General features: G+C 61.7%; 11 protein-coding genes. All 11 read right to left on the bottom strand.

Going from position 1 to position 14,973, the window contains the following annotated elements:
- Positions 1-139: 139 nt before the first annotated feature.
- Entirely contained in the window at positions 140-2,092 is a 1,953-nt protein-coding gene (locus HX803_RS18455; RefSeq protein WP_178922351.1) for an acetoacetate--CoA ligase, read from the bottom strand.
- A 160-nt stretch (positions 2,093-2,252) separates the two neighbouring features.
- A complete protein-coding gene (locus HX803_RS18460; protein WP_178922353.1) occupies positions 2,253-3,026 on the bottom strand; it encodes a 3-hydroxybutyrate dehydrogenase in 774 nt (257 codons plus the stop codon).
- 7 nt (positions 3,027-3,033) lie between these two features.
- The gene (locus HX803_RS18465) at positions 3,034-4,425 is read right to left on the bottom strand and encodes a GntP family permease (protein ID WP_178922355.1); all 1,392 of its coding nucleotides are present in this window, start codon (positions 4,423-4,425) and stop codon (positions 3,034-3,036) included.
- Positions 4,426-4,715: 290 nt separating this feature from the next.
- On the bottom strand, positions 4,716-6,122 hold the full coding sequence (locus HX803_RS18470; protein WP_178922357.1) for a sigma-54-dependent Fis family transcriptional regulator: 1,407 nt from the start codon (positions 6,120-6,122) through the stop codon (positions 4,716-4,718).
- 142 nt (positions 6,123-6,264) lie between these two features.
- Complete coding sequence (locus HX803_RS18475) at positions 6,265-7,836, bottom strand: ABC transporter ATP-binding protein (protein ID WP_178922359.1); 1,572 nt, start codon at positions 7,834-7,836, stop codon at positions 6,265-6,267.
- A 10-nt stretch (positions 7,837-7,846) separates the two neighbouring features.
- Positions 7,847-8,869, bottom strand: coding sequence for an ABC transporter permease (locus HX803_RS18480; RefSeq protein WP_178922361.1), 1,023 nt, complete (start codon positions 8,867-8,869; stop codon positions 7,847-7,849).
- Complete coding sequence (locus HX803_RS18485) at positions 8,869-9,930, bottom strand: microcin C ABC transporter permease YejB (RefSeq protein WP_178922363.1); 1,062 nt, start codon at positions 9,928-9,930, stop codon at positions 8,869-8,871. Before HX803_RS18485 ends, HX803_RS18480 begins: the two co-directional genes overlap by 1 nt.
- Entirely contained in the window at positions 9,930-11,792 is a 1,863-nt protein-coding gene (locus HX803_RS18490; RefSeq protein ID WP_178922365.1) for an extracellular solute-binding protein, read from the bottom strand. Before HX803_RS18490 ends, HX803_RS18485 begins: the two co-directional genes overlap by 1 nt.
- Before the next feature lie 130 nt (positions 11,793-11,922).
- Positions 11,923-12,204 carry a peptidylprolyl isomerase gene (locus tag HX803_RS18495; RefSeq protein WP_010210937.1) on the bottom strand — a complete coding sequence of 94 codons (282 nt, stop codon included), beginning with the start codon at positions 12,202-12,204 and terminating at the stop codon, positions 11,923-11,925.
- Positions 12,205-12,620: 416 nt separating this feature from the next.
- Positions 12,621-13,469 carry a response regulator transcription factor gene (locus HX803_RS18500; RefSeq protein ID WP_178922366.1) on the bottom strand — a complete coding sequence of 283 codons (849 nt, stop codon included), beginning with the start codon at positions 13,467-13,469 and terminating at the stop codon, positions 12,621-12,623.
- A gap of 65 nt (positions 13,470-13,534) precedes the next feature.
- A complete protein-coding gene (locus HX803_RS18505; protein ID WP_178922369.1) occupies positions 13,535-14,953 on the bottom strand; it encodes an aminotransferase in 1,419 nt (472 codons plus the stop codon).
- Positions 14,954-14,973 lie beyond the last annotated feature (20 nt).

Below are 14,973 nucleotides of genomic sequence, written 5' to 3' on the forward strand. Positions count from 1 at the left end.
AAAAGCCCTGAGCGTAACGCTTTGAAAGATGACAACACCCATTATCCCGTGTGCCGGACGTGGGTGACTACCCCCGAAAAATAGCATGCATTGGGGGTTTGTCTTCAAATCCGAGCATCAGGGCTGAAACCTTTCATCTTTACGCCAATTCCGGGCGGTCACGAAACTGCTCCAGCGCCTCCGGGTTGGCCAGGGCATCGGTGTTTTTCACCGGCTCGCCGTGTACCACGTTGCGCACCGCCAACTCGACGATCTTGCCGCTGATGGTGCGGGGGATATCCGTGACGGCAACAATCTTTGCCGGTACATGGCGCGGCGTGGTGTTGGCGCGGATCACCTGGCGGATCTGCTGCTCCAGGGCCTCATCCAGCGCGAGGCCGTCGGTGAGGCGCACGAACAACACCACTCGCACATCGTCCTGCCAGCGCTGGCCGATGGCCAGGCTTTCCAGCACCTGGGGCACCTTTTCCACCTGGCGATAAATCTCGGCCGTGCCAATGCGCACGCCACCGGGGTTGAGCACGGCGTCGGAGCGCCCATGGATCAGCAGGCTGCCGTTGGGGCGTTGCTCGGCGTAGTCGCCCTGGGCCCAGACCCCGGGGAACTGGCTGAAGTAGGAGGCGCGCAGCTTCTGCTGGCCGGGGTCGTTCCACAGGCCGATGGGCATGGCGGGGAAATGCCGGATGCACACCAGTTCGCCTTTTTCACCGACCAAGGCTTGGCCCTGATCGTCCCAGACCTCAATGGCCATCGCCAGGCTCTTGCACTGCATCTCGCCACGGCGCACCGGCAGCACCGGGTTACCGATCACAAAGCAGGAGACGATATCGGTACCGCCGGACATGGATGACAGACACAGCTCACCTTTGATCTCGCGATACACATAGTCGTAGCTCTGGGGCGACAGCGGCGAACCCGTGGAAATCAGGCCCTTGAGGCTGCCCAGGTCATGGCTCAAACGCGGTTGCAGCCCGGCCTTTTCCAGGGTGGCGAGAAACTTGGGGCTGGTGCCGAACACGCTGATCTTTTCTGCGTCAATCAGGTCGATCAGGCGTTCGGGTCCTGGGTGGAAAGGTGAACCGTCATACAGCACGGCGGTGGCGCCAATGGCCAGCACCGACACCAGCCAGTTCCACATCATCCAGCCGCAGGTGGTGTAGTAGAACAGGCAGTCGTCCCGGGACAGGTCGGCGTGCAGGCCGTGTTCCTTGAGGTGGGTGAGCAGCACGCCACCGGTGCCATGGATGATGCACTTGGGCACGCCGGTGGTGCCGCTGGAATAGAGGATGTACAGCGGGTGATCGAAGGGCGCGGCGACGAATTCAGGTACGCCGCCCGGTTGGTAGAAGTTGCTCCACCGCGTCACAGTTGCCTGGGTTTGATAGTCCTCAACCCGCGCCTGAGGCCGGGCGTACGGCACGATGATCAGCTGTTCCAGGGACGGCAGTCGTTCGAGGATTTCATTGAGCTTGGCGGTTTGGTCGATCTCCTTGCCGGCGTAACGGTAACCGGCACAGGTGATCAGCACCTTGGGTTCGATCTGGCCGAACCGGTCGATCACGCCCTGGGTGCCAAAGTCCGGAGACGAACAGGACCAGATTGCCCCGAGGCTGGTGGTGGCAAGCATGCCCACCAGGGTTTGCCAGGTGTTGGGCATGCACGCCGCGACGCGGTCGCCCTCAACCACACCGGCCGCCCGCAGGCTTTGTTGCAGGCCGGCCACGTGGGCGGCCAGTTCGGCGTAGGTCAGTTGTTCGCGTTGGCCGTCTTCGCTGATCGCCACCACGGCGGGGTGATCATCGCGGCGGCGCAGCAGGTGCTCGGCAAAATTCAGGGTGGCCCCGGGGAACCACTGGGCGCTGGGCATCTCGGCGTCTTCGATCAGTACGGCGCTGGGCGGGCTGCGAAATTGCACGTCAAAGAACGCGACGATGGCCCGCCAGAAATCAGGGCGCTGGTCGATGCTCCACTGGTGCAGGGCCGGGTAGTCGTTGAGCTGCACGCCGTGGCGATCGTTGATGTAGCGACGGAACTGATCCATGCGCGTGGTGGCGATGCGTTCCGGGGAGGGTTGCCAGAGGATGTCGGACATAAAGCTGCCTCTTGTTCTTGTACAAGTCTACCTAACAACACAGTTCTAAATTGTGGGAGCTGGCTTGCCTGCGATAGCGGTATATCAGAGACAAATTAGCCACCTGACAAACCGCCATCGCAGGCAAGCCAGCTCCCACATTCGATCTCCTGTGCTTGATCTATTGGGCCAACCAGCCCCCGTCAATGTTCCACGCCGCACCCCGCACCTGGCTGCCGGCTTCGCTGCACAGGAACAGTACCAGCTCACCCAACTGCGGCGGCGTCACGAACTCCAGCGACGGCTGCTTCTCCGCCAGCAAATCATGCTGCGCCTGCTGCGGGTCGACGCCGTTGGCCGCACGGTCATCGATCTGCTTCTGCACCAGCGGCGTGAGCACCCAGCCCGGGCAGATGGCGTTGCAGGTGACGTTGCTGGTGGCGGTCTCCAGGCCTACCACTTTGGTCAGGCCGATCACGCCATGTTTGGCCGCCACGTAGGCCGCCTTGCCTACCGAGCCGACCTGGCCATGCACCGAGGCGATATTCACGATGCGCCCCCAACCCTTGGCCTTCATGCCGGGCAGGCTCAAGCGCGTACTGTGAAACACCGACGACAGGTTGATCGCGATGATCGAGTCCCAGCGTTCTGCCGGGAAGTCCTCCACCGCCGCCACATGCTGGATGCCGGCGTTGTTGACCAGGATGTCCACGCCGCCGAACTCACGCTCGGCGTAGGCAATCATGTCGGCGATCTGCGCCGGGTCGCTGACGTCAGCCGGGTGATGCCCGACCTTGCCGCCAAAGGCTTGCACCTGGGCAATCACCGTGCTGGCGTCGCCGAAGCCGTTAAGGATCAGGTTGGCGCCGGCCTTGGCCAGGCTCAGGGCAATCCCCAGGCCGATGCCGCTGGTGGAACCGGTGACCAGGGCGGTCTTGCCATTCAACGTCGTCATACAAACCTCACACAATGCCGGTGGCGTAGAAAGTACCGATCACCACGAACACCGCGAGGGTCTTGATGATCGTGATGCCGAAAATGTCCTTGTAGGCTTCGCGGTGCGTCAGGCCGGTGACCGCCAGCAGCGTGATCACCGCGCCGTTGTGGGGCAGGGTGTCCATGCCGCCGCTGGCCATGGCTGCGACGCGGTGCAGCACTTCAAGGGGGATATTGGCCGCATGGGCCGCCGAAATAAAGCTTTCGGACATGGCCGCCAGGGCGATGCTCATGCCACCCGACGCCGAACCGGTGATACCGGCCAGCAAGGTCACGGTAATCGCCTCGTTGACCAGTGGGTTGGGGATGCCCTTGAGCCAGTCCGCCAGCACCAGGAAGCCCGGCAGCGAGGCGATCACCGCGCCAAAGCCGTATTCCGAGGCGGTGTTCATCGCCGCGAGCAGCGCACCGCTGACCGCGCTTTTGCTGCCCTCGGCGAGCTTGCTCTTGATGGCCGACCAGCCGAACACCAGCACCATCAAGATGCCCACCAGCAGCGCCGCCTGCACCGCCCAGATCGCGGTGAGCTTGGCAATTTCAGTGGTCACCGGCGCGCTCATGCCGGGTAGCGCGAGGCTGTGGGTCTTGCCGTACCACTGCGGGATCCAGTGGGTGAACAGCAGGTTCATCACCCCCACCAGGATCAGCGGCGACAGCGCGATCCACGGGTTGGGCAAGGCCAGGTTGTCGGCGGTTTCCGGTTCGTTGCGCAGTTCGGTGCCATACCCTTCACCGGCGCGCTGCGCCTTGTTGCGCTGGCGCGCCAGGTAGAGCATGCCGGTGCAGAACACGAAGATCGTGCCGATCAAGCCCAGCCATGGCGCGGCCCAGGCGGTGGTGTTGAAGAAGGTGCTGGGGATGATGTTCTGGATCTGCGGCGTGCCGGGCAGGGCGTCCATGGTGAACGAGAACGCACCGAGGGCGATGGTCGCCGGGATCAGGCGCTTGGGGATGTTGCTCTGGCGGAACATCTCGGCCGCAAACGGGTACACCGCAAACACCACCACAAACAGCGACACGCCGCCGTAGGTTAGCAGGGCGCACACCAGCACGATCACCAGCATGGCCTGGCGCGTGCCCAGCAGACGGATCGCTGCGGCCACGATGGAACGGGAAAAGCCCGACAGCTCGATCAGCTTGCCGAACACCGCGCCGAGCAGGAACACCGGGAAATACAGTTTGATAAAGCCGACCATCTTCTCCATGAACACTCCGGTAAAGGCGGGTGCCACGGCGGATGGGTCAGTGAGCAGGACAGCGCCGAGGGCGGCGATGGGGGCAAACAGGATAACGCTATAGCCACGGTAGGCTGCCAGCATCAACAGCGCGAGGGCTGCCAGGGCAATGATCACACTCATGGTGTGTCTCCAAATCGGATTGTTATTTTTGTGGGGATGTTGCTGTGGGGAAGGGCTATAGCGAGATGCGTGCCAATAATAATAAGTTATTGAAAGTTAAGGTTTTTTTGTATTTTTTGAATGGCGATTCTGAATGAAATCTCAAATTGGAGACAGATGAAGTTCTGGGGTGGGAGCTGGCTTGCCTGCGATAGCGGTGGTTCAGTTGACCATTATCCAACAGATAGGCCGCCATCGCAGGCAAGCCAGCTCCCACATTGAATTGTCTTTTTATTGAGATTTGTGTCTCGTTATAGAGACTGGACGATGCCCAGTGCCACCATCTTCTTGTACAGCGTCGACCGTCCAAGCCCCAAACGCTTGGCCGCATCGACCACATTTCCCTCGCACGCCTGCAACGCTGCCGCAATGACCTGCCGATCAAACCGCTCCCGCGCCGCGTTGAAGCTTTCGCCCTCAACCGGCGCCACCGTCGTACGCGCCACGGGCGTGAAAGTGCCGATGGCCGCGTGGATTTCCTCGGCATTCAACACCAGGTCATCACTGAGCAACGCCGCCCGCTCCAGTACATTGCGCAGCTCACGGATGTTCCCCGGCCATGCGTGTTGTGCCAGCAGCGCCAAGGCCTCACGGTCCAGCTCATGCTGGCTGCGCAGCTCCTCCAGGATCGCTTCGCTCAGCGCCGGAATATCCTCCAGCCGCTCGCGCAAGGGCGGTACGTGGATGGGCAGTACATTCAGCCGGTAATACAGGTCGGCGCGAAACTCGCCGCGCTTGATCGCCGCTTCCAGGTCCATGGACGTGGCGGCAATCACCCGCACGTCGCTGTGCAGCATCTCGTTGGAGCCCACGGGCTCGAACTCTTTCTCCTGCAACACCCGCAGCAGTTTGCTTTGCAGCGGCAGGGGCATATCACCGATCTCATCGAGGAACAGCGTACCGCCCTGGGCGATCTGGAACTTGCCGGGACGGCCCTTGCGATCGGCGCCGGTAAACGCGCCGGGCGCGGTGCCGAAGAACTCGGCCTCCAGCAGATCCCCCGGGATAGCCGCGCTGTTGATGCTGACAAAGGCCTTGTGCGCTCGCGGCGAAGCACCATGAATCGCTTGGGCCAGCAACTCCTTGCCGGTGCCGGTTTCCCCCAGCAGCAACACCGGCGATTCGGCACTCGCACTGCGCCGTGCGCGACGCTTGACTTCAAGGCTCGCCGCGCTGGTGCCGATAAAGTGCGCAAAGTTGTACTTGCTCTGCCGTGAGCGCAACAGCGAGCGGGTCGAGGCCAGTTCCTGCTGCATGCTCAGGTAGCGCTCGATCAACGGCGACAGGTTGCGCAGCTCATCAAACAGCGCAAAGCCGATGGCCCCGATCACGGCACCGGCGTCGTCGTGGATCGGCAGGCGCATCACCACCAGCGGGCCTTTGGGCGTGTCCTGGATATCCAGCAGGATCGGCTGGTCATTGCGCACCACCTGGCGCAACAGGCTGTTGGAAATCACCTGCTCGCAAGGTTGGCCAATCGCCTCGTCGGCGCTCTTGAGGCCGAAACGCTTGGCGTAGCGCTCGTTCATCCAGACGATATTGGCGTCGCGGTCGACAATCACCGTGCCTTCGCTGGACTGCTCGATGATCTCGAACAGCGACTGGATGGCCAGGCCGCGAACCTGCTGGTAGTCCTTGAGGCTTTCGGTGATGTTCATAGTCAGGGCGTCAACACAAATTAGGGATGGGGCGTGATCCTGTGGGAGCGGGCTTGCTCGCGAAGGCGGTGTGTCAGCCAGTATATTCGCTACTGATGCACCGCTTTCGCGAGCAAGCCCGCTCCCACAAGGAGGCAAGCGTTTATAAGGGAATGTGCGCGGCAGCCAGCAGCTCTTTGGTGTACGGATGCTGCGGGGCTTCGAACACCGCATGGCTCGCGCCACGCTCCACCACCTTGCCGTCCTTGACCACGATCATGTCGTGGGCCATGGCCCGCACCACCGCCAGGTCATGGCTGATGAACAGGTAGGTCAGGCCATACTTTGCCTGCAGCTCGCGCAGCAACGTCACCACCTGCTTCTGCACCGTGCGGTCGAGGGCCGAAGTGGGCTCGTCCAGCAGCATCAGCGCCGGCTTGAGCACCAGGGCGCGGGCTATGGCGATGCGTTGGCGTTGACCACCGGAAAACTCATGGGGGTAACGATGCCGGCTCTCAGGGTCGAGGCCCACGTCCTTGAGCACCTGGATCACCTGGGCGTCGCGGTCGGCCAGGCTGCACGGCGCATGCACTTCCAGGCCCTCACTGATGATCTGCTGCACTGACATGCGTGGGCTGAGGCTGCCGTAAGGGTCCTGGAACACCACCTGCATCTGCTTGCGCCACGGGCGCATCTGCTGGTGGTTCAGCGGGTCGAGGGCCTCGCCCTGGAAACGGATGCTGCCGGTGGAATCCAGCAGGCGCAGGATCGCTTGGCCGAGGGTGGACTTGCCCGAGCCGGACTCGCCGACAATCCCCAGGGTCTTGCCGCGCTGCACGCTGAGGCTGATGCCGTCCACCGCGCGCAGGTAGGTCTTGCGTTGGAACAGCCCGCCACTCAACGGAAACTGCACGGTGAGGTCGTCCACTTGCAACACCGTCTCGTGGACGTCGCTGCACAACGGTTCGCCTGCCGGTTCAGCGTCCAGCAGCAGGCGGCTGTAAGGGTGTTGCGGCGCGTTGAACAAGGCCTGGCAGTCGGCTTGCTCGACGATTTCGCCTGCGCGCATCACGCACACCCGCTGGGCAATGCTGCGCACCAGGTTGAGGTCATGGCTGATCAGCAGCAGCGACATGCCCAGGCGTTGCTGCAACGACTTGAGCAACAGCAGGATCTTGCGCTGCACCGTCACGTCCAGCGCAGTGGTGGGCTCATCGGCGATCAGCAGCTCCGGCTCGCAGGCCAGGGCCATGGCGATCATCACCCGCTGGCGCTGGCCACCGGAGAGTTGATGCGGGTAAGCCTTGAGCCGTTCCTGGGGTTTTTGAATGCCCACCAGTTCCAGCAGTTCAAGGATGCGTGCCTGCGCCGCCTTGCCCCCCAGGCCTTTGTGCAGCAGCAGGGTTTCGCCGATCTGCTTTTCGATGCTGTGCAAAGGGTTCAGGGACGTCATCGGCTCCTGGAAGATCATCGCAATGCGGTTGCCCCGCAGCTTCTGCAGGGTGGCCGTCGACGCGCCGATCAGCTCCTGGCCGCGGTATTTGATGGAGCCAGTCGTCGTCGTGCCGGCTTCCGGCAGTAACTGCAGGACCGAGTGGGCCGTCACCGACTTGCCCGAGCCGGACTCGCCCACCAGCGCCAGGCATTCGCCGGGGCGCACGTCCAGGCACAGGTCCCGCACCACGGTCTGGCCGCTGAAGGCGACGCTGAGGTCGCGTATTTCGATCAGGTTCATAGGCGGTCACTCATGAGCGGGGGTCGAAGGCATCACGCAATGCCTCGCCGATAAAGACCAGCAGCGACAGGATCAGCGCCAGTGTGAAGAACGCCGTCAGGCCCAGCCAGGGCGCTTGCAGGTTCTGTTTGCCCTGGGCGATCAGTTCGCCCAGGGACGCGCTGCCGGCGGGCATGCCAAAGCCAAGGAAATCCAGGGCGCTCAGGGTGGAAATCGCCCCGGTCAAGATGAATGGCAGGTAACTCAAGGTGGCGGTCATGGCATTGGGCAGGATGTGCCGGCGGATGATCTTGCCATCGCCCAGGCCCAGGGCCCGCGCTGCCTTGACGTATTCCAGGTTGCGCCCGCGCAGGAACTCGGCGCGCACCACGTCCACCAGGGCCAGCCAGGAAAACAGCGCCATGATCCCCAGCAGCCACCAGAAGTTGGGCTCCACGAACCCCGACAGGATGATCAACAGGTACAGCACCGGCAGCCCTGACCACACTTCCAGCACGCGCTGGCCGAGCAAGTCCACCCAGCCGCCGTAATAGCCTTGCAGCGCACCGGCCGCGATACCGATGGCCGCGCTGATGGCGGTGAGTGCCAGGGCAAACAGGATCGACACCCGCGCACCGAAGATCACCCGCGCCAGCACATCCCGCGACTGGTCATCGGTGCCCAGCCAGTTCACCGCCGACGGCGGGCTGGGGGCAGGGCGGGTCAGTTCGTAGTTGGGCGTGTCTTCACTGAAAGGAATGGGCGGGAATAGCATCCAGCCGCCGTCGTGCTCGATCAGCTTTTTCACGTAGTCACTGCGGTAGTCGGCCTGGAACGGCAGCTGCCCACCGAACTGTTGCTCGGTGTAGCGCTTGAACACCGGGAAATACAGCTCGTTCTTGAAACTCAGCACCAGGGGTTTGTCATTGGCGATCAGCTCGCCGCCCAGGGTCAGGATAAACAGGCCGATGAACAGCCACAGCGACCACCAGCCGCGACGGTTCTTCTTGAACCGCTCGAAACGGCGACGTGCCACAGGAGACAGATTGAGCATCAGGCGTTCCTCGCGGCAAAGTCGATACGCGGGTCCACCAGGGTGTAGCAGAGGTCACCGATGAGTTTGATCAAGAGGCCGAACAACGTGAAGATAAACAGCGAGCCGAACACCACCGGATAATCCCGGGAGAGGGCGGCCTCGTAGCTCATGCGCCCCAGGCCATCAAGGGAAAAGATCACCTCGATCAGCAACGAACCGGCGAAGAACACCGCGATAAACGCCTGGGGAATCCCGGAAATCACCAGCAGCATGGCGTTGCGAAACACATGGCCATAAAGCACACGGCGTTCACTCAAGCCTTTGGCCCGGGCAGTCACCACGTACTGGCGCGTGATTTCATTGAGGAACGAGTTCTTGGTGAGGATGGTCAAGGTTGCGAACCCGCCGATGACCAGCGACGTTACCGGCAATACCAGGTGCCAGAAGTAGTCGGCGATCTTGCCCACGGTGCTCAGTTCTTCGAAGTTTTCCGAGACCAGCCCGCGCACCGGGAACCAGTTCAGCGAGGTGCCACCGGCGAACACCACAATCAGGAACATCGCAAACAGAAACGCCGGCATCGCGTAGCCGATCACGATGGCGGTGCTGCTCCATACATCAAAGCTGCTGCCATGGCGTACCGCCTTGCGGATACCCAACGGGATCGACACCAGGTAGGTGATCAAGGTGGCCCACAGGCCCAGGGAGATGGTGACGGGCATTTTTTCCAGGATCAGGTCGATCACCGTCTTGCCGCGAAAGAAACTGTTGCCGAAATCCAGCTTTGCGTAGCTCTTGAGCATCAGCCACAGGCGTTCCGGTGCCGGCTTGTCGAAGCCGTATTGTTTTTTGATGTCCTCTATCAGTTTCGGGTCCAGGCCACGGCTGGCGCGGGAGCCCGTGCCAGCGCCATCACCCGCGGCACCGCCGACGCCACCGCCGCCGATGCCTTGCAGGTGGGCAATGGCCTGTTCCACCGGGCCGCCGGGAGCGGCCTGCACGATCACGAAATTCACCAGCAGGATGATCACCAGGGTCGGGATGATCAGCAGCAAGCGCCGCACGATATAGGCAAACATCAGCGGGCCCCTCCGCGTTTTTTCAACTCGGCTTGCATTTGTTCATTGGTCAACGGCACGGGACTGATTTCCCACCAGGTCTCCAGGGCTTCGTCGTTCTTGGCCTCGATGGCCGGGCGACCGAAGCGGTTCCACCAGGCGGCGGAGGTGCCGGGCGGGTAGTAGTTGGGAATCCACAGGTAGCTCCATTGCAGCACCCGGTCCAGCGCATGGGCGTAGGTGAGCATCTGCGCCTGGGTGTTGGCCTTGACCAGGCCCTGGATCAGGCTGTCGACGGCCGGATCCTTGAGCACCATGTAGTTGTTGGCGCCCGGGTCGTAAGCCGCTGCCGAGCCAAAGTAGTTGTACAGCTCCATGCCCGGCGAGGTGGTGACCGGGAAGCCGATGACGATCATGTCGTAGTCACGCGCCATGATCCGGTTTACGTATTGCGACGAGTCGATGCGGCGTATGTTCAGGGTGATGCCGATCTGCGCCAGGTTGCGTTTGTACGGCAGCAACAGGCGCTCCATGCCGGCCTGGGCGTTGAGAAAGGTGAATTCCAGCGGCTCGCCGTCGGCGTTCACCAATCTGTCGCCCTTGGGTTTCCAGCCGGCTTGTTCGAGCAGGGCCAGGGCCTGCAATTGTTTGTCGCGAATCATGCCGCTGCCGTCAGTGACGGGGGCCTTGAACACTTGGGTGAACACCTCGTCGGGGATCTTTCCGCGCAGCGGTTCGAGGATGGCCAACTCTTCTTTGGTCGGCAGTTGGCTGGCAGCCAGCGGGCTGTTGGAGAAGAAACTCTGCTGGCGGATGTACATATTGCGCATCATCTGCCGGTTGGCCCACTCGAAGTCCCACAGCATCGCCAGGGCCTGGCGCACACGACGGTCCTTGAACATCGGTTTTTGCACGTTGAACACATAACCCTGGGCCGGCTGCGGCATCTCTTTGGCCAGGTGGTCGCGTTGCAGGCGGCCATCGTCGAGGGCCGGGCCGTTGTAGCCGATGGAATAGCCGGTGGCGGAGAACTCGCGGTTGAAGTCGTAGGCGCCGCCACGGATCACCTGGCGCGCCACTTCGGTGTCGCCGAAGTACTCCAGGCTCAGGTGGTCGAAATTGTACAGGCCACGGCTGACGGGCAGGTCCTTGCCCCACCAGTTGGGGTCGCGGGTGAAGGTGATGGTGCTGCCGGAATCGATCTTGCTGATCGTGTAGGGGCCACTGCCCAGCGGGGCTTCGTAGCCGCCACCGTTGGCGAAGTCGCGGGTTTTCCACCAGTGCTCGGGGAACACTGGCAGGGTGGCGATATCCAGGGGCAGGGTGCGGTTTTCATTGCTGGAAAAATCGAAGCGGACCTGGCGCTCGCCTTCGACTTCGACGTGCTTGACGTCGGCGAACAGGGTGCGAAAACGCAGGCTGCCCTGGGTCATCAACAGGTCGAAACTGTAGCGCACGTCTTCGGCGGTGATCGGCGTGCCGTCGGCAAAGCGTGCCTTGGGGTTCAGGTAGAAGCGCAGCGACAGGCCGTCGTCGGCGCGTTCCATTTTTTCGGCCACCAGGCCGTACACCGTATAGGGCTCATCCAGGGAGCGCTGGGCCAGGGGCGCATACAGCCAGCCGTCGACCTGGGACACGCCGATGCCTTTGTCGATATATGGCAGCACGTGGTCGAAACGCCCGATCTCGATGGCGGAGCGCTTGAGGCTGCCGCCCTTGGGGGCGTTGGGGTTGGCATAGTCGAAATGGGTGAAACCGGCGGGGTACTTGGCCGGTTCGCCGTAGACCGTGAGGTAAGTCTGCGGGGCCGCGATCACGGCCGAGCTGGCCAACAGCAGGGCCAGGGCAGAGCTGAGCAGGGGGATGGGAAAAGCCAATCGCATTATCAGCCTTGAGCGCCGGGTGAACAGGAATAAGGATTTGTACGCTAACGGCGTGAGCGTCGCCAGTCATCACATGCACAACGGCCCACCAGAGGGCGGGCCGTTGTTTATAGCATCAATGCAGACAGGATCAGTCCTGGCGGCTGGTGACTTCCAGCAGGTGGTAACCGAACTGGGTTTTCACCGGGCCTTGCACGGTGTTGACCGGGGCGCTGAACACGACGGTGTCGAATTCCTTGACCATCTGGCCTGGACCGAACGAACCCAGGTTGCCGCCGTCGCGGCTGGAAGGGCAGCTGGAGTTGGCTTTGGCGATCTCTGCGAAATCGGCGCCGCCTTCGATTTGGGCCTTGAGTTCGTTGCACTTGTCTTCAGTGGAAACGAGGATGTGACGGGCGGTTGCTTTGGCCATGGGGAGTAACTCCTTGAGTAAAAAGGGTGAGCCTACCGGATTCAGGCGGTTATTTCCTGGCAAAGTTCCCATGGATTGTCTCAGCGGCCTTTTGGCCTCTACACAACTTTAGAGTAGTGCAGCGTACCTGTGGGAGGGGGCTTGCTCCCGAAGGCGATAGCATTGCCTCATCAGGATCTGGCTACGAAACTCAATGTAGGAGCTGGCTTGCCGGCGATGGCTATGTGTATGACTCTGGAGCTTTTTGGTCGGAGTACATATCCGTTTCTTCGGTAATGACTGCTTATGGTTCCGCCCTTACGGCGGCTCACTTTTGAAAAGCCGGAATGCCGGCCCAGCCAAAAGTAAGCAAAAGGCTNNGCGTGTTTGACGGGGCGCTTTAGATCAAGATCAAAAGCAAAGCAAAGCAAAAACCTTCACGCGCGGGCCATCGCTCCGCTGCGGGTCAGCCATTCGATGAACAGTGCGAACAGCTCGGCCTGGGAATTGATTGCCAGCTTGGTGTACAGGTTCTTACGGTGCATGCGCACGGTTTCTGGCGAAATGCCCAGCACCTGGGCGGTGGATTTTACCGAGTGCCCGCGCAGGATCAGGTGGGCGATTTCACGCTCGCGTACGGTGAGCACGCCGCTGCCAAAGCCCATGAACGCCGCTTCGATCTGCTGGTGCGCCTGGGTCTGGGTGTACGCCTCGTCACTGATCACCTTGGCCAACCCGCCGGTGGTACCAAACCGGCGCAGTAACTCGCGGACCATCGCCTGGGTCGCCTCCTGCACCGCCAATTGCTCCTCGGTGAACTGCCCGGCACTCAGGCCCTGGAACATGCACAGCGAAATCTTGCTCTGGGGGCACAGGTCAACGATGTAGTAACTCTCTTGGGCACCGCCGCTGCGCAGGTAGTAGGTCTTGTAGTACTCGCTGTTGAAAAAGTCATCTGGAGCAATTTGGGCCAGGTGGTAAAAACCTTCTGCCAGGCCCTTGTCCACCGCCAGGCAAAACGGGTCCAGCAGGTAGCCGCGGGAAAAATAGCGGTGGATGATTTCGTCTTGATACGCCCGAGGAATGCCTTGCTGATACAGCAGGTGCGGTGGCTGGCCCTGGCGCTCCAGGCTGATCATCATCGATTCGATTGGGGTGAGGGTGCACAGCGCGGCGGCCAGGTGTTCGAGGAACGAGGCCTCATCCACATGGACCAACGCCTGGGCCAGGGCGTGGTGCCAGGTTTGCAGTTGCTGCAGGGTTGGGGCAGGGCTGGCTGTGGTCATGGCAGCCAGTCTACCCGGCTGCCAACGCCCAGGCAAAAACGCCGAGACGGGCTCGGCGTTATGGCTCATCGGCCTTGATACTCGCCGCTGTCACGCAGTTCAGCGGCCGTATCGAGGATGCACTGGCGCAAGGTCTCCACGATTTCTTCGACTTGGGCGTGGGTGATGATCAGCGGCGGCGACATCACGTTCAGGTGTCCAATGGGGCGTACCAACAAACCTTTGGCCTGGGCGCGCAGGTGGATTTTTTCACCGATGTTGACCGCATCCGGCAACAAGGCCTTGGTGCGTTTGTCCGCGACGAATTCAATACAAGCCATCAAGCGCTGGCACCGGATGTCCCCCACCAGCGGCAACTCGGCCAGGGTCTGCAGGCGTTGTTCCAGGTACACGCCGACGTCTTCCACATGGGCCAGCAGTTGTTCGCGCTCAATGATCTCGATGTTTTTCAACGCGGCCACGCAACTGACCGGGTGCCCGCTGTAGGTGAACCCGTGGGTAAAGCAGCGGCCTTTGCCCGGCTCGCCAATCACCTGCCAGATGCGGTCGGAGAAAATGCACGCTCCCAGGGGCAGGTAGCCTGAGGTCAGGCCCTTGGCCGTGGTGATGATGTCGGGCTGCATGCCGAACACGTCTTCGGAAGCAAAGAATGCCCCCAGGCGCCCGAACGAAGTGACCACCTCATCGGCGACGTAAAGCAAGTCGTAGCGCTGGCAGATTTCCCACATGCGGCGGTGGTAGCCCTTGGGCGGGATGATCACGCCGCCGGAGCCCATGATCGGTTCGGCGAAGAATGCCGCCACATTGTCGGCGCCGAGGGTCAGGATCTTGTCTTCGAACTCGTTCACCAGGAAGTCGAGGAAGTCCGCCTCGCTCATCCCCTCCGGCGCCCGGTAGTAGTTGGGGCAGGAGATGTGGTGGAACAGGTCGCTCATGAAATCGAACTCGGGCGCGCGGTCGGCGGCCTTGTTGCCGATGGACATGGTCAGGAACGTGGAGCCGTGATACGCACTGAAACGCGAAATGATGTGCTTCTTGGCCGTTTTGCCACGGCTGTTCTGGTAGAACTGCACCAACCGGTAGGCGGTGTCCACGGCGGTAGAGCCACCAGTGGTGAGGAACACGTGGTCGAGGTCACCGGGTGCCAGGCTGGCAAGCTTGGCACACAGTTCGATGGCTGTGGTGTTGGCCATGTCGCAGAACGGATTGGAGTAGGCCAGTTGGCGCACCTGGTTGGCGATGGCCTCGGCCATTTCCTCACGACCCAAGCCGATATTCGTACACCACATGCCGCCCACAGCATCCAGGTAGCGGTTACCGTGGGTGTCGTAGATGTAGGCGCCGTTACCCACCGCGATATTCAGCGAGCCTTGCTCACGGTGTTCATCGAACATGTGAAAACCGTGCATGTAGTGGGCTTTGTCGGCGGCGTCCAGCTTGTCGTGGTCAAACTGGGCGAAAAAAGCAGGATTTGGCAGAGTCATGGCATTTACCTTCAAAGGCT

This window comes from Pseudomonas sp. P7548 (assembly GCF_013386585.1).
Classification (GTDB): domain Bacteria; phylum Pseudomonadota; class Gammaproteobacteria; order Pseudomonadales; family Pseudomonadaceae; genus Aquipseudomonas.